20 protein-coding genes and 1 pseudogene are annotated in these 19,593 nt (G+C 62.8%); 9 read left to right on the top strand and 12 right to left on the bottom strand.

The genetic code is table 11. The annotated features are described in order from the left end of the window. The first annotated feature begins 45 nt into the window (after positions 1 to 45). The 5 genes from P3T23_RS11830 (at position 46) to P3T23_RS11810 (ending at position 5,318) form a co-directional block, all read left to right on the top strand. A complete protein-coding gene (locus tag P3T23_RS11830; protein ID WP_429316349.1) occupies positions 46 to 1,347 on the top strand; it encodes a Rieske 2Fe-2S domain-containing protein in 1,302 nt (433 codons plus the stop codon). Positions 1,348 to 1,372: 25 nt separating this feature from the next. After that, positions 1,373 to 2,641, top strand: coding sequence for a Rieske 2Fe-2S domain-containing protein (locus P3T23_RS11825; protein WP_429316348.1), 1,269 nt, complete (start codon positions 1,373 to 1,375; stop codon positions 2,639 to 2,641). Between the two features lie 11 nt (positions 2,642 to 2,652). Then, complete coding sequence (locus tag P3T23_RS11820) at positions 2,653 to 3,480, top strand: SDR family NAD(P)-dependent oxidoreductase (RefSeq protein ID WP_429316347.1); 828 nt, start codon at positions 2,653 to 2,655, stop codon at positions 3,478 to 3,480. 8 nt (positions 3,481 to 3,488) lie between these two features. Beyond that, the gene (locus P3T23_RS11815) at positions 3,489 to 4,433 is read left to right on the top strand and encodes an alpha/beta hydrolase fold domain-containing protein (RefSeq protein WP_429316346.1); all 945 of its coding nucleotides are present in this window, start codon (positions 3,489 to 3,491) and stop codon (positions 4,431 to 4,433) included. Positions 4,434 to 4,613: 180 nt separating this feature from the next. After that, positions 4,614 to 5,318: a MarR family winged helix-turn-helix transcriptional regulator gene (locus tag P3T23_RS11810; RefSeq protein ID WP_429316345.1), complete on the top strand. Its 705-nt coding sequence runs from the start codon at positions 4,614 to 4,616 to the stop codon at positions 5,316 to 5,318. A 128-nt stretch (positions 5,319 to 5,446) separates the two neighbouring features. Here P3T23_RS11810 and P3T23_RS11805 read toward each other — a convergent pair whose 3' ends face one another. Genes P3T23_RS11805 through P3T23_RS11795 form a run of 3 tightly spaced genes read right to left on the bottom strand, consistent with a single transcriptional unit; the run spans position 5,447 to position 7,038 of the window. Beyond that, positions 5,447 to 6,094: an NADPH-dependent F420 reductase gene (locus tag P3T23_RS11805; RefSeq protein WP_429316344.1), complete on the bottom strand. Its 648-nt coding sequence runs from the start codon at positions 6,092 to 6,094 to the stop codon at positions 5,447 to 5,449. 30 nt (positions 6,095 to 6,124) lie between these two features. Beyond that, positions 6,125 to 6,799, bottom strand: coding sequence for an NADPH-dependent F420 reductase (locus P3T23_RS11800; protein ID WP_429316343.1), 675 nt, complete (start codon positions 6,797 to 6,799; stop codon positions 6,125 to 6,127). Positions 6,800 to 6,828: 29 nt separating this feature from the next. Beyond that, positions 6,829 to 7,038: an aldehyde dehydrogenase family protein gene (locus P3T23_RS11795; RefSeq protein ID WP_429316342.1), complete on the bottom strand. Its 210-nt coding sequence runs from the start codon at positions 7,036 to 7,038 to the stop codon at positions 6,829 to 6,831. Between the two features lie 173 nt (positions 7,039 to 7,211). Here P3T23_RS11795 and P3T23_RS11790 point away from each other — a divergent pair, with 173 nt between their 5' ends. Beyond that, complete coding sequence (locus P3T23_RS11790) at positions 7,212 to 8,216, top strand: LysR family transcriptional regulator (protein WP_429316341.1); 1,005 nt, start codon at positions 7,212 to 7,214, stop codon at positions 8,214 to 8,216. A gap of 62 nt (positions 8,217 to 8,278) precedes the next feature. Here P3T23_RS11790 and P3T23_RS11785 read toward each other — a convergent pair whose 3' ends face one another. Continuing rightward, a complete protein-coding gene (locus P3T23_RS11785) occupies positions 8,279 to 8,401 on the bottom strand; it encodes a hypothetical protein (RefSeq protein ID WP_429316340.1) in 123 nt (40 codons plus the stop codon). 59 nt (positions 8,402 to 8,460) lie between these two features. Between P3T23_RS11785 and P3T23_RS11780 the strand changes: the two genes are divergently transcribed. Beyond that, on the top strand, positions 8,461 to 8,796 hold the full coding sequence (locus P3T23_RS11780) for a hypothetical protein (protein WP_429316339.1): 336 nt from the start codon (positions 8,461 to 8,463) through the stop codon (positions 8,794 to 8,796). 143 nt (positions 8,797 to 8,939) lie between these two features. Here P3T23_RS11780 and P3T23_RS11775 read toward each other — a convergent pair whose 3' ends face one another. Further along, the gene (locus P3T23_RS11775) at positions 8,940 to 9,572 is read right to left on the bottom strand and encodes a malonic semialdehyde reductase (protein WP_429316338.1); all 633 of its coding nucleotides are present in this window, start codon (positions 9,570 to 9,572) and stop codon (positions 8,940 to 8,942) included. A 644-nt stretch (positions 9,573 to 10,216) separates the two neighbouring features. Between P3T23_RS11775 and P3T23_RS11770 the strand changes: the two genes are divergently transcribed. Next, complete coding sequence (locus P3T23_RS11770) at positions 10,217 to 13,186, top strand: PQQ-binding-like beta-propeller repeat protein (protein WP_429316337.1); 2,970 nt, start codon at positions 10,217 to 10,219, stop codon at positions 13,184 to 13,186. Positions 13,187 to 13,250: 64 nt separating this feature from the next. Here P3T23_RS11770 and P3T23_RS11765 read toward each other — a convergent pair whose 3' ends face one another. The 4 genes from P3T23_RS11765 to P3T23_RS11750 form a co-directional block, all read right to left on the bottom strand. After that, a complete protein-coding gene (locus P3T23_RS11765) occupies positions 13,251 to 13,712 on the bottom strand; it encodes a MarR family winged helix-turn-helix transcriptional regulator (RefSeq protein ID WP_429316336.1) in 462 nt (153 codons plus the stop codon). Between the two features lie 275 nt (positions 13,713 to 13,987). Beyond that, positions 13,988 to 14,260 (bottom strand): hypothetical protein, encoded by a 273-nt coding sequence (locus P3T23_RS11760; RefSeq protein ID WP_429316335.1) that lies wholly within the window; start codon positions 14,258 to 14,260, stop codon positions 13,988 to 13,990. Positions 14,261 to 14,330: 70 nt separating this feature from the next. Next, entirely contained in the window at positions 14,331 to 14,777 is a 447-nt protein-coding gene (locus P3T23_RS11755) for an Ohr family peroxiredoxin (RefSeq protein WP_429316334.1), read from the bottom strand. A 204-nt stretch (positions 14,778 to 14,981) separates the two neighbouring features. After that, positions 14,982 to 15,428: an OsmC family protein gene (locus P3T23_RS11750; protein ID WP_429316333.1), complete on the bottom strand. Its 447-nt coding sequence runs from the start codon at positions 15,426 to 15,428 to the stop codon at positions 14,982 to 14,984. A gap of 117 nt (positions 15,429 to 15,545) precedes the next feature. Between P3T23_RS11750 and P3T23_RS11745 the strand changes: the two genes are divergently transcribed. Next, complete coding sequence (locus P3T23_RS11745; protein WP_429316332.1) at positions 15,546 to 16,301, top strand: SDR family NAD(P)-dependent oxidoreductase; 756 nt, start codon at positions 15,546 to 15,548, stop codon at positions 16,299 to 16,301. Between the two features lie 163 nt (positions 16,302 to 16,464). Here P3T23_RS11745 and P3T23_RS11740 read toward each other — a convergent pair whose 3' ends face one another. The 3 genes and pseudogenes from P3T23_RS11740 to P3T23_RS11730 all read right to left on the bottom strand — a co-directional run. After that, the gene (locus tag P3T23_RS11740; protein ID WP_429316331.1) at positions 16,465 to 16,866 is read right to left on the bottom strand and encodes a hypothetical protein; all 402 of its coding nucleotides are present in this window, start codon (positions 16,864 to 16,866) and stop codon (positions 16,465 to 16,467) included. A 349-nt stretch (positions 16,867 to 17,215) separates the two neighbouring features. Next, positions 17,216 to 18,799 carry an EAL domain-containing protein gene (locus P3T23_RS11735; RefSeq protein WP_429316330.1) on the bottom strand — a complete coding sequence of 528 codons (1,584 nt, stop codon included), beginning with the start codon at positions 18,797 to 18,799 and terminating at the stop codon, positions 17,216 to 17,218. A gap of 296 nt (positions 18,800 to 19,095) precedes the next feature. Further along, positions 19,096 to 19,261 (bottom strand): annotated as a pseudogene (locus P3T23_RS11730) (BON domain-containing protein); the annotation flags it as partial. Positions 19,262 to 19,593: the final 332 nt, after the last annotated feature.

Genomic DNA, 19,593 nt, shown 5'->3' with positions numbered 1-19,593 from the left:
GCCCACCCTTCACTCTCCGCCGACATCCGCAACCAGGGGATTCAAATGTTGACCAAGCAGGATAATGAACTGATGTGCCGTACCGGTGTGGGCACCGCGATGGGCAATGCGATGCGCCGCTTCTGGCTGCCCGTGATCCAGTCGTCGGACATGCCGCAGCCGAACGCCGACCCGAAAACGATCCAGCTGCTCGGGCAACGGTTCGTGGTCTGGCGCGACCAGCAAGGCCGGCCCGGACTCTACGACGAGGGCTGCCTGCATCGGGGCGCGTCGATGCAGCTGGCCCGCGCGGACGGCGACGGTCTGCGCTGCATCTACCACGGCTGGAAATTCGCGGTGGACGGGGCGGTGCTCGAGACGCCGAACGTCGCCGACCCGAAATTCAAGGACCGCATCAAGGCGCGGACCTATCCGGTGCGCGAGGCGGGTGGCCTGATCTGGGCCTATCTGGGTCCGCAGGGCAAGGAACCGCCGTTCCCGCACCGGGCATTCATGGACCAGCCGGATTCCCATCGCATCAACGTGTGCGCGATCGTCAACTGCAACTTCGTCCAGGTGATCGAGGGGCTCGTCGACTCGTCGCATCTGACCGTGCTTCACAGCTCCGCGCTGGCCCAGACCAATCACTCCGATCTGGACTACGCGGGAAAGATCACGCACATGCAATTCGATGCTGCCCCGGCGATCGAGGCGGAAGAGACGGACTTCGGCTTTCACTACGTGGCGATCCGCCAGAGCGGCGAGAGCCGTATCGCTCGCGTCACGTCGTTCATCGCGCCGTGCTTCATCGCCAATGCGAACGGCGACGTGTGGCTTGCCGCGGTTCCGATCGACGACGAGCGCTGCTACTTCTTTCACGTATGGTGGGATGCCGGGAAGCCCGTCGGCGAAGAGCCGCTGCGCAGCGCGCAGCTCACGTTCGTCGGCCTCGACGAGCCGACGCTCCGCAAATACGGAATGACGCTCGACACATGCGACTCGCCGACGGCCATGTCGTTCGTCAACGGCTACCGCCAGGATCGCCAGTTGCAACGCAACGGCCACTTCACCGGGTTCGACAGCATCACGCAGGAAGACGCCGCGTGCAGCATTTCGAGCGGCCCGATCCGTGACCGGTCGCAGGAAATGCTGACGAGCGCGGACCTCGCGATCAGCCGCCTGCAGCGCACCCTGCTCGCCTGTGCCCGCGCCGAACGGGATCAGCAGGACATCCCGGCGCTGCACGCGGACACGGGCGGTGCAGTCGGTATATCCGGCGAGATTGGCCAGGACGAGGACTGGAGACAGCTGGTTCCGCACCATCGGATCGTTTCGTCCGCCGGCGCCCGCACCCAGCGCAACCGATAACCCAGCTTGAGACAGGAGTTCCGATATGTTGAGCCAAAAAGACAATGAAATGATTTGCCACGTCGGCCCGGGTACGCCTGGCGGCGCGCTGATGCGACGTTTCTGGCACCCGGTGTGCACGTCAGCGCAATTGCCGCATCCAGACTGCGCGCCGTTGCGCGTTCGTCTGCTCGGCGAGAACTATGTCGCGTTCCGGGATACCGACGGGAACGTCGGCTTCCTGGAGGAGCTGTGCATGCACCGCGGCGCGTCGCTCGCGCTTGGCCGCGTCGAGGAAGGCGGCATTCGCTGTCTGTATCACGGCTGGAAGTTCAGCGCGTCGGGCGACGTGATGGAAACGCCGAACCATGCGGATCCCAGGTACGCCGCACGGCTGAAGGCGCCGTCGTTTCCCGCGCGCGAGGCCGGCGGCATCGTATGGGCGTACGTCGGGCCGAAGGAACTGCTGCCGGCGTTCTCGCGTTACGCGTTCATGGACGCGGAACCGAGCCACCGCGTCGTGCTGCGCATCAACGTCTCGTGCAACTATCTGCAACTCGTCGAAGGCGGCGAGGACAGCTCGCACGTCGGCGTGCTGCACACCAACATGGCACGCCCCGGCTGGAAAGAGAACGAGTTCACGCCCAACCCCGACGTGGTCAATCCCGCCGCGCTGGCCTCCAACGACCTGGAACCGGCGCTGAAAATCGAAGATACGGCGTTCGGCTTCCACTACGTCGCGCTGCGCAAGACGACCGACGCGAAGGTCCGCAACGCCCGCGTGGTCCCGTTCATCGTGCCGTACGGCCGCATCATCCCTGCCCCGGCGTTCCAGTTCACGGTCCTCGAGGTGCCCGAAGACGATACGCACACGAGCACTTACATCGTCGTCCACGGCGACGTGCCGGTGACCGAAGAGAAAATCATCGAGTTACTCGGCCTGAACGACCCCAGGTACTATGACCGCAAGAATTGCACTTTCACGGCCAGCTGGGCGGATTCGTTCGGCCAGAACCGCGAGCTGATGAAGGAGAACTGGACCGGACTGCGCGGCGTCGAGGTGGAGGACGCGACGATCGGGCTGTCCCAAGGCCCCCTCTACGATCGTTCGCGCGAGCATCTGGTGCCCGCGGACCAGGCCGTCGTGCGCGTGCGCCGTGTGCTGCTGGACTCGATCAAGCGCGTCATGGAGAACCAGCAGCCGCCGGCGCTCGGCCTCGATCTGCGCGGCGTGAGCGCCTGCGACCGGCAACTCGAGGAAGGAACGGCCTGGCAGGATTTGCTGCCGGCGCATCGCAAAGCCATCGAAGCCTGAGGAGAATAGTCATGACGATCAATCAAACTCGCAGCGACACCCCGGACTACCTGTCTCTGTTGCGGCTCGACGGCCGGGGTTTCGTGGTGCTCGGCGCCGGTCAAGGTATCGGCGAGCAGACCGTCCATGCGCTTGCCCAGGCCGGCGCTCGCGTGCTCTGCGTCGACCGCGACGAGCAACTCGCCCACAACATCGCCGCAGCCGTGGACGGGATTCCGTGCGTGGCGGACGCGACGTCGCGCGAGGACATGCAGCGCGTGTTCGACACGGCGCGCAAGCACTTCGGCCGCATCCACGGCGTGGTCGACATCATCGGCGTCGCGGGCATCAAGCCGCTGGCCGCCGTCGACGATGCGTCGTGGGACCAGCAATTCGACATCGTCGTGCGCCATGCGTATCTCGCGATTCAGATCGGCGGCGAGATGATGAAGGCCGATGGCGGCGGCACATTTGCGTTCGTCGGCTCGCTCGCCGGCGATCGCGCGGTGCCGAACGAGGTCGCCTATGCGGCGTCGAAGGCGGCGCTGCATCACCTCGTGCGCACCGCAGGCGCCGAGTATGCTCCGTACAACGTGCGCATCAACGCGGTGTCGCCGGGTTTCGTCCGCACACCGCGACTGAATCAGCGTCTGGATGAAGCGACGTGGACGAGAGTCGGCAGCGCGATCCCGATTGGTCGGGCGGCCACGCCAGCGGAAATCGCGGGCCACCTGCTGTTTCTGGCATCCGACCTGAGCGCCCATATGGCCGGTGAAATCGTCACCGTCGATGGCGGCCTCAGCGTACTGGCCGCGATTCCCCCCATCACGTTCGCGCCCTCGGCAACCCCGACTCCTTGAGATTCACGATGTCTTCTTCCTCTCAAAGCCAGATCCACCCGTCGCTTCGTGCGATCGCCGCGGCGGCCGCGGCGCAACCGGGCATGGCCCAGGTGAGCCCCGCAGAAGCGCGCGCCGGCATCGCCGCGCGCACGGCCGCACGGGCACCCGGCCCTCGCATCGACAAGGTTTTCGATCTCGCCGTTCCAGGCCCTGGCGGCGACATCCCGGTGCGCGTCTATCATCCCGAAGGCGCTGCCGGGGTGACGATGGCGTTTCACGGCGGCGGATGGCTGATGGGCAATCTCGACAGCCTCGACGCGGTGTGCCGGCATCTGGCCAACGATTCCGGGCTGGCCGTGGTCAGCGTCGACTACCGGCTCGCCCCCGAGCATCCGTTCCCCGCGGCGCTGGAAGACGTGTGGGCGGCGACCCGCTGGGTCGCCGGGCACGGTCATGAGCATGGGCTTCCGTCGTCGCGACTGACAGTGTTCGGCGAATCGGCCGGCGGCAATCTCGCCGCCGTCGTGTGCCTGCTCGCGCGCGAACACGCGGCGCCGCACATCCTCGCGCAGGCGCTGGTCTATCCCGCGACGGACGCTCGACAGCAACGCGCATCGATGTCGGCTTACGCGGAAGGCTTCATGCAGCGCACGGCCGACGTCGCGTACGCGTTTCGCACGTATGCGCTCGATCACGGCGTGTCGCCGACGACGTGGAAACTCTCGCCGTTCCTCGCGGACGACCATTCGCGCCTGCCGCCGGCTCTAGTGATTACCGCCGAGTGCGACGTTCTGTGCGACGACGGTGAGGCCTATGCGCAAAAGCTGGCCGAAGCGGGTGTCCCGGCGACCAGCGTGCGGTACGCGGGCATGCTGCACACGTTTTACGGCATGCGGGGTGAGGTTGGCGCCGCCGCGCTGGCGCAGCGTCAGGTGGCCGATATGCTGAGCGCCGCGGTGCGGGCAGCCTGACGAGGCCAATCAGGCACCCGCGCGACGCGCGGTGCCATCGCGATCGTTCGACTCGCCGATACCCCGAGGCGGTTCGCGCCGGCGCCGCCCGATGCGTCCGCGTCGGGGAATTACGTACAATAGTTGGCGGTCCGCCCGCTACCTATGCGCGGCCCACCCGCTACAATCGGCCGAGATCGCATGAATCGCAAGGAAGTCAACAAGATGAGCACTGCCGCCACCAAGCAACCCGCGCGTCCCCGAGCCAGCAAGAAGGCGCCAGCGGCTCTGGGGGAATCCGCCAGGAAGCCCAATCGTCCCGGCACCAGCCACATCGAATTCATCTCCTTGCAGTGGCAACGCGAACGCAGCGATCTCGACCTGTCGAACTTCCTGCTCGCGATCTACTTCATGAGTCTGGGCACGCTCGTCGAACAGGCCTTCGACAAAATGTGCCAGCGTCTCGGCGGGATCAGCGGGTCTGACATGCGCGTGCTGCTCGCGCTGCGCCGCAGCGGCCATCCGTACGCGAAGCGCCCAACCGACCTGTATCGGGCGCTGCTCGTGACCTCGGGCGCGATCACCAAGAAGATCGACCGACTGGCCAGTCTCGGCATGGTGGAACGGCAGGCCGATCCAAGCCACGGCGGCGGGTTCATCGTGCACCTGACGAGGAAAGGCCTCGACCTCGTCGAGAAGGCGATCGTGAAGCTCGCGGACGAATCGTCGATCGCACCGGCGATGGCGCATTTTTCCGAGGAAGAGCGCGCCGCCGGCAATGCCTTTTGCTTGCGCACACTCGCGTTGATGGAAGAGCTGGTGCTCCCGGGACTCGAAGAGCCCGAGAACGCAACGCCGCAATCACGGACCAGGGATGCGCGGCCCACGCCCCGTAGCCGCGGATAATCGAACCAGCGCGAGCCCGCGCTATCGCTGCGTGGCGTCGATCTCCGAACCGTTCCGCGCGGCGCCAATTTTCGCCGCCACCTCGTATCCGTCCTCGATCGCCATCGCGAGGGTTGCATGGTCCGTCCTCACTGAGTCAGCATCTTGAACGCGTGGTGCCAGTCGCCCCTGAGGAATCCCGGCAAGCACCACAGCATGCACAGCGGTTCAAGCGCCCGTGCCGATACGATGCCGCCGCAATCGTAGGGCTCCCACCCGAACTGCCGGATGATCCCGCCTACCTGCTCCTTCGCGCCGTCGTCGTTGCCGCACAGGAACATGGTCGGCGTACCTTGCTCAAAATGTGGATTCACCATCAGCGCATTTCCCACGCTGCTGAACGCCTTGACCACATGAGCCAGAGGAAGCTTCGCCTGAATCCACTCGCCGAGTGACTCATTCGGTCCCGTCGTATATTGCAAAACCCCGCTGACCGGCGGTTCGTCGGCAAGCGGGTTGGTTGCGTCGATGAGCGTTTTGCCGGCGAGATTCTCGGATCTCGCAAGCTCGATCACGCTCGGGGCAATCCGACCGAGCACGGCCAGCACGACGATCTCGCCGAATTGTGCGGCTTCGTCGAACGTCCCCGCCCTGGCTCCGGCGTTTTGACGAACCCAGTCTTGTACCTCTTTCTTTCCTGTATCCCGCGTGCCCAGCATCGTGTCATGGCCATGCTTGAGGAAGCCCGCACCCAGCGCCCGACCCACGTCTCCCGATCCCAATACGGCTACTTTCATATCGTCCTCTCCTGAAGGTTGTATCGATTGCTACTCCGGCTCTCGAGCATCCCGCTCATGTCTCGTGCCCGCTGTTGTTTCCAGCATCAACGACAGCCCGACCCGGGTGCCAAACCCACGTGTGTAAGCGAGTTGCACGAGCAACATGGCCGCGGGTTCCACGTAGCGGGCAAGAATCAGCGGTCCTGCATCGACCGGCTCGGCCTCTATGTCGGTGACCAGTTTCCCGACCACGGCCCGCGCTTCACTGTCATCGCCGCAGACGAACACGCCGACGCGTTTGCCGCCGATCAGCATGCTGGGCGAATGCAACATCTCTGCGAACGGCGGGATCGCCTTGACTACCGTTGCCCACGGCGCAAGTTTGGCGATCTCTTCCGCGCCGGAAGTGTTGGTTCCGACGAGCAAGCCGCTCATGTCGGGCTTCAGCGCATTGGTGCAATCCCATAAGATTTTCTTCTGCGGTGCGTCGCCAACCTGCATGAGTGCGTCAGAGGCGGCAGTCCAGGGCGTCGCCAGCACCACCACGTCCGCGAACTGCACCGCTTCAGCGACTGTGCCGACGCTTGCGCCGAGCGCGGCGGCGGTTGTTCGGAGCTTTTCCATGTCGAGGCTGAAGCTCAGCATCACTGAATGGCCGACGGGCACGAGATGCTTCGTCAGACCGGTTCCCACGTTGCCTGCGCCGATGATTCCGATTTTCACGATCGAGTCTCCTTCAGTTGCGAGAGATATCAGGCGATGTTCGCCCAGATGGACTTGTACGGCGTGTAGCTCTCGAGCGCCTCGGCGCCTTGCTCGCGCCCATAGCCGGACATCTTGTATCCGCCAAATGGTCCGTTCGGATGGTACGTATGCGGTTCATACGAGGAACGGTAGGCACCGTCCATCGCATGCATCGCGAGTCCGCCAAAGAAGCGGAACAGCCCTGCGCGTCGCGCCATTTCCCATCGATGAGAAGCTGCCCGCGCGGGAAGCGCTTGCGCTGCGGGAGTTGCGCCGATTGCTGGACCATTGTCGACCGCCTGACGGTTACATCGTGAAGCTCATTCTCGGCGCGGTGACGATGCTGGTCTATGCTATGAAGCGTTCAAACAGTTGTGAGCGAAGGTGCAAAATGAAAACTGGCGGGGGCACCTCGATCGACCTGTTCAGGGCCTTGAAAACGTTCGCCGCGACGGTCGAGTCGACGAATTTTTCCGCGGCAGGCCGTCAGCTAGGCGTGACGCCTGGCGCGGTAAGCAAACAGATTGGCATGCTCGAGGCGTTGTTGGGCTGCCGGCTGTTCCAACGCACCACCCGCCACCTGGCGGTCACGGAAGAAGGGCGCCGTCTATACGCGATGGTGCTCCAACCGGCGCAGCAGATCGAGGACGCAATCGCGGCCTTGTCGTCTGATGAAACCCGGGTCAGCGGGCTCGTCAAGGTATCGTTGCCGATCGCATTCAGCCGCGTCGCGCTGCTGCCGGTGTTGAACAGGTTTCGGGAGCGCTTCCCGCAGGTCACGCTCGATCTGCGTTTCGAGAATCGCCAGGTGGACCTGATCTCGGAAGGATATGACTGCGCGATCGGACAACTGCACGATACGGATTCCAGCGTGGTCGCGCGCACCCTCGCGCCGTTGACGCTCATTCTTTGCGCGGCACCCGCTTACCTGGAGGAGCACGGCGAACCGCTTTCCGTCGAAGAACTGGAGCGCCACGAGCTCATTTTGTTCCGTTCCCCGACGTCGGGAAGAATCGAGACATGGAAATTGCGGTCGCGAAGCAAGGAAGTGGTATTCCAGCCTCACTCACGGCTCGTCGTGACCGATACCGAAGCGTTGGCGGAACTCGCGGTGGCCGGGTGCGGGATCGCCCTGCTGGGCGTACATCATGCGGCTGCGCTGATTGCCGCGGGCAAGTTGAAGTGGGTTCTGGCGAAATTTAGTGCTAAACGTAGCGACATCTGTATTTACTACGCTGCACGGAAGCACCTGCCACCGCGTGTCGCGGCATTCGTCGAGTTCGTCGTTGGGGAGGTTCGGGACAGTGAGGTTGTGAGGCGTTCCGGTGCGCTCGTTCGGCAGAGGGGCCAGGCAGTCATTCGGACGGCGCCAGGCAGCCTGGACATCCGTGCCTGATTCCATAGTAGCGGTTCATCCTGTTGAGTCGCGGCGCCAATTGTCTCGCAATTCGCACGTCGTTACTCATCCCTGGCGTCGCTACGCAGCCAGTCGATGACGCCCTGCACGGTCGGGGTGATTGCCCGGCCGTGAGGCACCACGACAAAGTAGGCCTCGTTGACCTTGACTGACGTTGTCGTCAATCCAGAACCAGCTTCTATTGGTTCTTTACCGACCGCGAAAAGAGCTGTTGGCCGCACTGTTGAGCCGATGGAAATCGACCAACACAGGAAACTGGATCAAACGGGCCGACGCCTACGCGGAAAGCGTGTGCGAAGCGGTATTGAATGTGTTCGATTGCTGGTTCGACGACACCATATTCGACTCGCGATTCGAAGCCGCCATCCGGAGCTGGGCACAGCAGTCGCGGGACATCGCTCGCGAGGCAGCCGACGACGACGAGCGACGGGTCGCCACCCTGACCGACGTGTTCAGGCGTTTCGACTACAAGCCACTCAGGACAAGGCCGATGCGCTTGCAAGAGATCTCCAATGCGCCGCAATGTCGAGCAACCAGGACGTCGTGGATGCTGCGTTGATCTTATAACCACACGGTCAGGCTCACCTCTGCAAAACGTGTCCGGCGTCTGAGTTGGGCCCACATGCTGATCCACCGGCATGTGGGCCGATTACACCCAGCCATGCGAGGGAGATCAGGCCCGCGAAGCCGGGTTCATGGTGGTCAGAGCAATTTGCACGCCTCGTCAAAATCCAGCCGTGGGCTGCGCGGGTACAGCCCTGCCGGATCACCATAGCCGAGATTGCAGAGGAAATTCGACTTCACGTGGCTGTCGGAAAAGTACTCCTGCTGGAAGGTGCCCTCCTGTGCGCTCGCAGGAAAAAATTCATGATCAACTTTTGCATGATCGAACCCGGACATCGGACCACAATCCAGTCCGAGGGAGCGGGCAGCCAGGACGAAATAAGCCCCTTGTAGCGAGCTATTGCGCCGTGCCGTGACCTCGGCCAGTTCCGGTGTGTCGGCGAACCAGGCTCGCGCATCTGCGTGCGGGAAGAGTTTAGGCAGCTTGTCATAGAACTTGCCGTCATAAGCGATGACGGCAGTCACCGGTGCGCTCATCGTCTTGTCGATATTGCCTGGCGCCAATGCCGGCAGAAGTCGTTGCTTCGCTTCCTGAGTGCGCAGGAACAGAATACGTGCCGGGCTGCAGTTTGCGCTCGTTGGACACCACTTCATCAGCTCGTAGAGTTCGCGCAACGTGTCATCACTGACCGGCTTAGGCAGCCAGCTATTGTGGGTGCGAGCCTGACGGAACAGCAGATCCATCCCTTCTTCATTCAATCGCTTGTCCATATTTGCCTCCCAACGGAAACGGACGTTGCAGGTTGCCTTCCTGCATCAACAACCACGAATTTCTGGAGGGCGGTACGCCGCCCCGGCGTTTCGTGAACATCACGCAGCTGGTCATCGACGATCTGAGCGCAGCCCCGTTTGGGTGTTATAGACGTACCACGAGTCGTTCATGGAAAAATTTGCGCGCTCTCGCGTACCGGTGACGCTCCGGGGAGCGCCCTGCTGGACTGTAAGGAAGCCGGCATTTCCGGGCAGAGCTATTACCGCCGGCGCAAGGCATACGGCGCCCGCCAGAAAGAGCTGTGACGTTGTACATTCGTAACTGCCGTTGATGTGGCGTCGAGCCGAACGGCCGAGTCACGCCCAGAGCCGGTCGCCGTCGTACAGGGTTCGGCCATGAACGGGCGGTCACAGGTCGCGTCCGGAAGCGGCCGCTCGATCTTCGACCCACCAGAAGCCGCTGGCCGTTATTTATCTGCTGGTTGCCCGGACAGTTCGAGCGATACCTCGATGCCGCCCGAGAAGAAGGTAGCCAGCCGGAGACAAGTCACTTCCTGTAATGCAGTTCGCTGGCGCCTGGTCGCTTGCCAACGAAAGACCGATCGCGCGCAGACAGTGCAGAAAACGCAAAAGGGGGCAGCGCGATGTCCACGATCTTCATCAGCCACTCCAGCGCGAATAACGCACTCGCACTTGCGATCGGACGCTGGCTTGCCGATAACGGCTGGGGTGACTACTTCCTGGACCTTGAGCCAGCCAAGGGGCTCGCCCCCGGGGAACGCTGGAAGGAAGCGCTCAGAGCTGCGGCTGACCACTGCGAGGCTGTGCTGTTTCTCATTTCGCCCGCGTGGCGCGACTCTCCCTGGTGCCTGACCGAGTTTCTGCTTGCCAAACAACTGGGCAAGACGATCTTTGGCGTGCTCGTCGAGACGGTATCGCTCGACGCCTTGCCGAAAGAGATGACGGCGGAATGGCAGCTCTGTGACCTCGTCGCGGGGGCTCAACGCCAGCGTTTCCGGGTCTGGCATGACCCGCTCGTCCCGGAGACTGAAGTCTCTTTCGCCGAAGCGGGGCTTTCCCGGCTCAAGCTTGGGCTGCGACGCGCCGGGCGCGAGGAGGTCGCACGCGCCGAGCGCGAGTCGCAGTTGCAACAAATCGCTGAGGAGCAAGCCCATGTCAAGGAAGAGCAGGCACGAACAGGGCGCGCGCAGCGACGCGTCCAGGTACTGATGGGCGTAATCGCGTTCATTCTGATTGTGACGGGTGGGTGGATCATTCACCAGACCCGGGCGGTCGCACGCCAGACTTCCCTTGTGTTGGCGTCGGCCGCGACGACAGCGAACGACGCGGGAATTTATGACCGCGGAATGCGCTTCGCCATGCTGGCGATGGGGAAGAGCTGGCTCTCGCCGGGATCGGTAGAAGCAGAGCTGGAAATGATGCGTGGCGCGCATGCATCAATGCAGATTGCGTTGCTCAGCGGGCATCACGAGCCGGTTGATTCCGCCGTCTTCAGCCCGGACGGTAAGCGGGTGGTGACCGCGTCCTGGGATAGGACCGCGCGGGTGTGGGACGCGACCACGGGCAAACAGATCGCGGTGCTCAGCGGGCATCAGGGGTGGGTTTATTCCGCGACCTTCAGCCCGGGCGGTCAGCGGGTGGTGACCGCGTCCCGGGATAGGACCGCGCGGGTGTGGGACGCGGCTACGGGCAAACAGATTGTGCAGCTCAGCGGGGATCAGGGGTGGGTTTATTCCGCCGCCTTCAGCCCGGACGGCCGGCGCGTGGTGACCGCGTCCGCGGACAGGACCGCGCGGGTGTGGGACGCGGTGACCGGCCAGGTGATCGCACAGCTTACCGGACATCAGAGACCGGTTTTCTCCGCCGCCTTCAGCCCGGACGGCCGGCGCGTGGTGACCGCGTCCTCGGACAGGACCGCGCGGGTGTGGGATGCGGCGACCGGCCAGCTGATCGCGCAGCTCACCGGGCATCAGGGACTGGTTTTCTCCGCCGCCTTCAGCCCGGACGGCCGGCGCGTAGTGACCGCGTCCGACGACAAGACCGCGCGGGTGTGGGATGCGGCCACGGGCAAACAGATCTTGCTGCTCAGCGGGCATCAGGGAGCAGTTTTTTCCGCCACCTTCAGCCCGGACGGCCGGCGCGTGGTGACCGCGTCCGATGACAAGACCGCGCGGGTGTGGGAGGCGGCGACCGGCCAGCTGATCGCGCTGCTCACCGGGCATCAGGGACCGGTGAGCTCCGCCGCCTTCAGCCCGGACGGCCGGCGCGTGGTGACCGCGTCCGATGACAAGACCGCGCGGGTGTGGGATGCGGCGACCGGCCAGCTGATCGCGCAGCTCACCGGACATCAGGGGCCGGTGAACTCCGCCGCCTTCAGCCTGGACGGCCAGCGGGTGGTGACCGCGTCCGTGGATCGGACCGCGCGCGCGTGGGACGCGGCGATGGGCGAACAGATCTTGCAGCTCAGCGGGCACCAGGAGCCGGTTGTTTCCGCCGCCTTCAGCCCGGACGGCCAGCGGGTGGTGACTGCGTCCCGTGACAGGACCGCGCGGGTGTGGGACGTGGCCACGGGCAAACAGATCGCGCAGCTCAGCGGGCACCAGAGGGGAGTTTTTTCCGCCGCCTTCAGCCCGGACGGCCAGCGGGTGGTGACCACGTCCGGGGATCAGACCGCGCGGGTGTGGGACGCGGCCACGGGCAAACAGATCGCGCAGCTCAGCGGGCATCAGGGGTGGGTTTACTCCGCCGCCTTCAGCCCGGACGGCCAGCGGGTGGTGACCGCGTCCGCGGACAGGACCGCGCGGGTGTGGGACGCGGCCACGGGCAAACAGATCTTGCTGCTCAGCGGGCATCAGGAGCCGGTTGATTCCGCCGCCTACAGCCCGGACGGCCAGCGGGTGGTGACCGCGTCTTGGGATGAGACCGCGCGGGTGTGGGACGCGACCACGGGCAAACAGATCGCCCGGCTCAGCGGACATCAGGAGTCGGTTGATTCCGCCGCCTTCAGCCCGGACGGCCAGCGGGTGGTGACCACGTCCGCGGATCAGACCGCGCGGGTGTGGGACGCGACCACGGGCAAACAGATCGCCCAGCTCAGCGGGCATCAGGGGTCAGTTTTTTCCGCCGCCTTCAGCCCGGACAGCCAGCGGGTGGTGACCGCGTCCGCGGACAAGACCGCGCGGGTGTGGGACGCGGCCACGGGCAAACAGATCGCCCAGCTCAGCGGGCATCAGGGAGCAGTTTTCTCCGCCGCCTTCAGCCCGGACGGCCGGCGCGTGGTGACCGCGTCCGATGACAAGACCGCGCGGGTGTGGGACGCGGCGACTGGCCAGATGATCGGGCAGCTCAGCGGGCATCAGCGGGCAGTTGGTTCCGTCGCCTTCAGCCCGGACGGCCGGCGGGTGGTGACCGCGTCCGCTGACGGGACCGCGCGGGTGTGGCCTGTCCGATGGCTCATGCAGTATCGAGGCCGGCGCCTGGCTGAAGCTGTCTGTAAGGAAAAGCTGGTGGGCGCAAACCTGCTCACAGCCGATGATGAAGCTGCCCTTTCTCTCATACGCGGGCGCGAGGGCGAAAACGTGTGTGAACGGTAACGTGGAGACCGGGGCCTCTGTCGCAGCTTTGCTGCGCGTCGGTCCGTTGCTCATGCCAAGCCCCTTAATCGCCGGCCTGGACTGCGTTGACAAGATTGTTACGTAGCGTCACGATCGCCTGCTGCACTTTCGCAAACTCGTCGGACGAAAGGCCAGTTGCCTCGGTGAGGTCCATCGTCAGGGCTTTTTCGCGCAGACGTCGGCCGGTTTTTGTCAGGCTGACCCGCACCTGGCGCTCGTCTTCGGGATCGCGCTGCCTTTCCAGATAACCCATCGCCTCGAGTTTCTTCAGGATCGGCGTGAGCGTGTTGGATTCGAGAAACAGCTTCTCGCCCAAACCGCTGACGGTCTGGTGGCCTTCCTCCCACAGCGCAATGATGGTGATGTATTGCGTATAAGTGAGCCCAAGCTCTTCGAGAATCGGCTTGTACGCCTTGCCGAACGCCAGGTTCGCGGAATAGACCGCAAAGCACAGGTAGTCTGAGAGCGGCACGGCCCCAGCGGGCGCCTGGTTCGTAGTTTTCATCTGTATCCTCTTTGGCTAGAGACCCACGTCTTGCAAACGCACCATAATACATCGCATGCGATTTTCTCGCAGCGGAGCGAAACCTCGACTGCCACGGCGTAGAACAGCCCTGGTTGGTCCCATGGGCGCTCAGCGGTTCCGGGTGCGCTGTCGTCAATTCCGCGACGCCGGGAAACGTTCGGTCAGGCTCACAGGTCGCCTGCGATCCGAGGCTGTGACCGTCGCGCATGCGGAACGACGATGCGCCACGGCCCAGCGACGGAGGGATGCAGGCTCTAGCGGTGTGCGAAGAGGCTGTCGCGCGGCGTCACGGCGACATGGCTCCCCGCCTGGGACAGTCCGGAGACTGCACCGCCATACGCCTTTTCCGGGCCAGTTGCGTCGTCGCGTTCGGCGGCGACGGTTCGCGCGCTCTGACCGCTTTGCGACGCCGGTGCGCCAACCGCGGGCCGGTAAAAGGGGGCCGGTCCGTAGCCGCTGGCGAATGCGGGTGCTGTGACAGACGCCGAAACCGCGACGAGCAATGCAACAATAAGCTTGGTCTTCATGATGGGAATTCCCTCAAAAGATGTTCAGTGAGAGGCACGTGCCTCAGCGAGATGCACGTGCCTTGGCCGATTACACCGTGACGACGTTCGTGCTGACCTCGATGTTGCCGCGCACAGACTTCGAGTACGGGCAGATCTGATGGGCCGCGTGCGCGATTTTCTCGACGACGTCCTTAGCCAGACCCGGCACGCGAACGGTGAACTCGGCGCCGAGGAACCACGCGGTACCGGTCTGCCCAATGTTGACCTTGATGTCCACGGAGTAGTCGGGCGGCAGCGTGACCTTCTTCATCGAGGCCGCAATCCCGAACACGGTGGTGTAACAGGCTGACCACGCGCCCGCAAACAACTGCTCGGCTGTCGGGTGCGGCTCGGTGGCGATGAACTCGAGGTTTTCAACGCCGGGGGCTGTCAGCTTGAGGTCGAAGACGCCAAACTCGCCGCGCTGGGCATTGGGGTCGCGATTGACCGTGGCGTGGGTGTTGCCTGAGGCGAGGACTTTTTCGATCTTTTCCATGATGGATTCCTTCGTGAATAAGGGTGTTAAGCGATTTTAAATCGCATGAGATGTGATCGCATGCGTTTGATAATGGGTGAAGATGCCTTCAATGTCAAGCGTGTAAGATCTAATCGCATGCGAGTTTAAATGGGCATGGATGGGAACCTTGCGTTGATCAGATTCCTCAAAAGATATTTACTGAAACCCGCATGCCTTATTCCATCACACCGTGACGACGTTCAGGCCGACCTCGATGTTGCCGTGCACAGCCTTCGAGTACGGGCAGATCTGATGGGCCAGGTGCGCGATTGCCTCGACGACTTCCGTTGCCAGACCTGGCGCGCGGATGGTGAACTGGGCGCCAAGGCAATGCCCGGCCCCGACCGACCCAATGCTGACCTGGATGTCCACGGAATAGTCGGACGGCAGCGTGACCTTCTTCATCGAGGCTGCAATCTCGAACGCGCTGATGTAACAGGCCGACCACGCGCCCGAAAACAACTGCTCGGCTCTCGGATGCAGCCCGGTGGCGATGAACTCGCGGCTTTCATCGCCGGACGCTGACAGTTTGAGGTCGAGGACGCCGAGCTCACCGCGCTGGACATTGGGGTCGTGATTGATCGTGGCGTGGCTGTTGCCTGAGAAGAGGACTTGTTCGATCTTGGTCATGATGGGTTCCTTCCTGAATAAGGGTGTTAAGCGGTTTTACATCGCATGCGCTTCAATCGCATGCGTCGCATGATGAAGGAGGAGTTGGCGGATGTCAATCGCAAAAGATTTAATCGCATGCGAGTTTTCGATAGGGCGAACGAAGATCCTGCAGCGGCCGTCACCGGCTCCGCCGATGGCTTGGGACAGGCCTTCGCGCTGCGCCTCGCGGCAAGCGACCACGAACTCGTTCTGACCGATCGCGAGCCGTGCGATGCGCTGGCCGCGCAGATCAGGGCCGCCGGCGGTCGCGCTATGACGCTCGCCTGCGATCTCGCCGATCCGGCCAGGGTCGAGCGCTTCGCAGCGCGTGTGCTCGAACAGGTCGGCAAGGTCGACGTGCTGGTCAATAACGCTGCATTCATGCCAATGGCGCCGATGGCGTCGATTACGGCGACGCTGTGGCGGCAGATCATGACCGTCAATGTCGATGCGCCGTTCCTGCTCGCCCAGGCATTCTCCGTCGGCATGGCTGAGCGGAACTGGGGGCGCACTATCAATCTCGCGTCCAGCACCGTCTGGGGACCGCCGCCGGGCATGTCCGCCTATGCCAGCAGCAAGATGGCTCTGCTTGGACTGACGCGTGCACTGGCGGCCGAACTCGGTGCGCATGGGATCACCGTCAATGCGATTTCCCCTGGGCTGACACGCCACGCCGGCAGCGCATCGAATCTGCCAGCCGAAGCGTTCGATGCCGTGCGTGCGCGCCAGTTTATTCCGCGCACCGAGCTTCCTGAAGACCTAACGGGTGCACTGGCGTTCCTCGCCTCGGACGATGCACGGTTTGTCACGGGGCAGGTGCTGAACGTCGACGGCGGTGGGTTCGGCTTCTAGCGCATTCCCGTCGGGGTATGGGGTTACGATGCCTTCAATGGGATGAATGACCGATCCACCTTTGCGGATTCAACCGGTCGATGCAACGGTTTGAATGGATTCGCCCGGCTCGACAGGCCAAACGACGCATCAAAATCGTTATCGGTTAGCGCCGTGAGGGCATTCACTCCTCGCATTGCATATCCTGCTTTGGCACAACGATAATCACCGCGTATGTCCCCCGGTCGAGTTCCACGCGCGCGACCACGGCCATCGTCGCGCTGTCGCTATCGTCGTACACGCTCACTTTTTCATGCCGAAGGCTTGTGATGCCGGTACACGCAGACGCGCGACCCTCGTCGGAGACCTGGCATTGGATCGGGTTGTCCGCAAGGTAGCGATATTTGTCTCTGTCGGGGGTCGCAAGGTACTCACGAACGCTCTGTGCCGATCCACCGACGCCGGTGACATACCCCATGGCGCACTGCTGTTTGGGGGTATCGCTGCCCCCGGATGTTTCGGCTGTCGCGGCCGTGCTTGCGGTCGCGATGACCGCCGCGAGTGTCAATGCAAGGAGGTATTTCATGGCGCAAATCACGTTTGTCGGATCGAGGTGCTGGATTGTAATCGCATCTTGCCCTGGGGGTCTGAAAGCGAAGAACGGCTGCTATTGTCAAGATTCGAAGCGCTGTTCAGGGGCTGCTACGGAAGTTCGGCGCTACGAGAAGTGCATCATATCGCTGGTCGGTGACGAACTTCCGGGTTCGGCCATCAACGACCGTTCATCCGCGCCATTGCGCTGACATTTGAACGTCGGCTTCACCGCTGACAGCGGCCCTTCGTCGGACGATGCCATCCGGCGGGTCGTCGGCCAGTTGCGGTCTGCATGTGCATTCGGCACGCGTGGCGTCACATTGACTCACTACACACCCGGGTTACTGACGGATCGGCTGAAGCGTCGGATTGCTTTCGTTAAGCCAGAGGACAAGTTCATTGACACGCATGGCCTTCGCAAACAACCAGCCCTGTCCATACTGGACGCCTCTTTGCGCCAGATATTCGACCTGGACATCGCGCTCGACGCCTTCCGCCACGATTTCCACCCCCAGTTCGTGTGCCATCTCGATGATATGAGGCGCGACGACGCTGGATGCTGCGTCTTGTGCAATGGTGTCGATAAATGACTTGTCGATTTTCAGGACATCGATCGTAAAGGTTTGCAGATACGACAGGCTGGAATACCCGGTCCCGAAATCATCGATATAGACAGGGTGGCCAGCATCCCTGAATGCCGCTATTGTTTGCCGCGTTGCGTCGGCATCCATGAAGCTTCGCTCCGTTGCTTCGATTCTGACCTGAGCAGGTCGAATACCCGTTTCCTGCAGCCGGGCCGTGAGAACTTTCAGGAAACGGCGCGTCCGCAAATCCTCGCTGCTCACGTTGATTGAGACGTAGAACGAAGGACGCGAGCGCAAGAGCTTCAACAGCTCGTCAATCGTCTTGTCCAGTACGAGGTCAGTCAACTGCTGAATAAGGCCGTTTTGCTCCGCGACCGCAACAAAGATTTCCGGCGAGATGTTGCGTCCGTTCAGATTCCACCTGACGAGCGCTTCTACGCCAACGCATTCGCCGCTCGTGAGGCGGACGATCGGCTGGAAAACCACGTCGAGTTTCTTGCGTGCTATAGCCCATTCGAGCGTCGCCGGGAAGGAGAGTTGCCGCGAGATTCGCCTGAACGCAATCCAGCCAAGCACACCTCCGACAACGACACCAATCGAAAGCCACATCACGAGCAAACCAGGCCAGTGACCCACGAGGCTACTGCGCGGAGACTTGACTACCACCCCGAGGGGCCGGCTTGACGAACGGGCGACAGCGTAGTGCCATTGTTCATTGTTCACGTGCCCAGCCAGCTTCCATGCGTTGAGCATGTCGTCGGCGTCCGCACCAGGTGACAACGCAAGGATTGTGTTTGTCTCGACATTGACCACCGCGATCGGTCGTCGGGCGGGGTCGATAAGATCGACGTAGGACTGCGGGTCGACCGAGACATAATTTCCATTGCGGCCAATCTGAATATCCTGACGCTCGTCGCTGAGGGGGTTCTTCTGCCTGTACCAGAGCAGATAGCCGTCCTTGCTCCGCCAATCGGGCGGAGGCATCGTCAGATGTTGCGCCCGAACGTCGCCTAAAAGCGGTGAGCACAGATATTGTCCGCCGCCGTAAGCACCAGCGTCCTGCACGTACCGGTAATTGAAAACCACGCGGGCAAACTGCGCGATCTGGACGGGAGAGCAGAGACCGCCGCGCAGCGCCTCCATGGCAGCAATAGCGGCGAATGCCTGGTAGGTGACAAGCTCCGTGCGCATCACAGCTTTCGCGGCGAACTGCTGCAGATCTTCTTGCTCGCGACGTTCTGCATCCTCGTCGGCGATATAGATGCTGGTCAGTACCGGGGCAACCGTAGCGATGCAGCCCAGTGCGACAGAAGCAGAAATAAGCGACAGCCGCTTGATCATCTCGCAAGTTCCGTCGTGAATGACCGTAAGGGAGGCTTCGCGCCACAAGTGCGGCATGCTCAGGGTCGAACGCGTGGAATTACGATGCCAGCATGAAGAATAGTAACTGGAGCTATTTTTTCAATGCGTTTGATTTGGGCGCCCTATATCCGCTCCTGGGCGAATGCGAACAGCCGATCTCGCAAGGAGGCAGTGGCTGCGTGAGGCCGCCAAATCGGGCGTCGCCACTGATGGCTAGATGTCGGCGTGGCCAGTTGTCTTCGGCCTCGCCGTACTCCGTGCTTGACTACGGCAGTTTACATGCCGCCAAACGGTTTCTTCAACGTCAGCTTTGGTCACCGACGTCACTCCGGGAACACCCCTGGCGATCGCCTCGGCCTTGCCGATCTGGGCAGCTTCCGTGACCGTGCCATTCAATGTCACCGCGCCGTCTTTCGCGATGACACTGATGTCTCCGGCGCTCCCGCGAGCGTCTGAACGGATAAACCTTCATTGGTCGCGCAAGTGGCCGCGAACGGCTAATAACTCGTCTCGAGATTTGACCGCTTCTATGGCCGTAGTAGGCTCTGAAGCAGCCGTTGCAACTGCGACGTTTCGAACGACGGCTTCACGCCCTGAGGCGGTCAGTCAAGGTTTTTTCGAGGGCATTGCTGTGCGAACGGCGGGAAAGCCCTTAGCGGACGCGCCGCCGGTACCGATCGGATGACCGCAACGACGACCCGACTGACATGTTCGTTGCGCAAAGGTCAGGTTTCTGGTGCGGAGCCGCCACACGATTGTCAGCGGGAGCGTTC

Origin of the sequence: Paraburkholderia sp. GAS448 (assembly GCF_050435685.1) — a bacterium.
Lineage (GTDB): Bacteria > Pseudomonadota > Gammaproteobacteria > Burkholderiales > Burkholderiaceae > Paraburkholderia.
The sequence above is the reverse complement of the archived record's forward strand: the minus strand, read 5'-3'. Positions and strand labels throughout refer to the sequence as shown.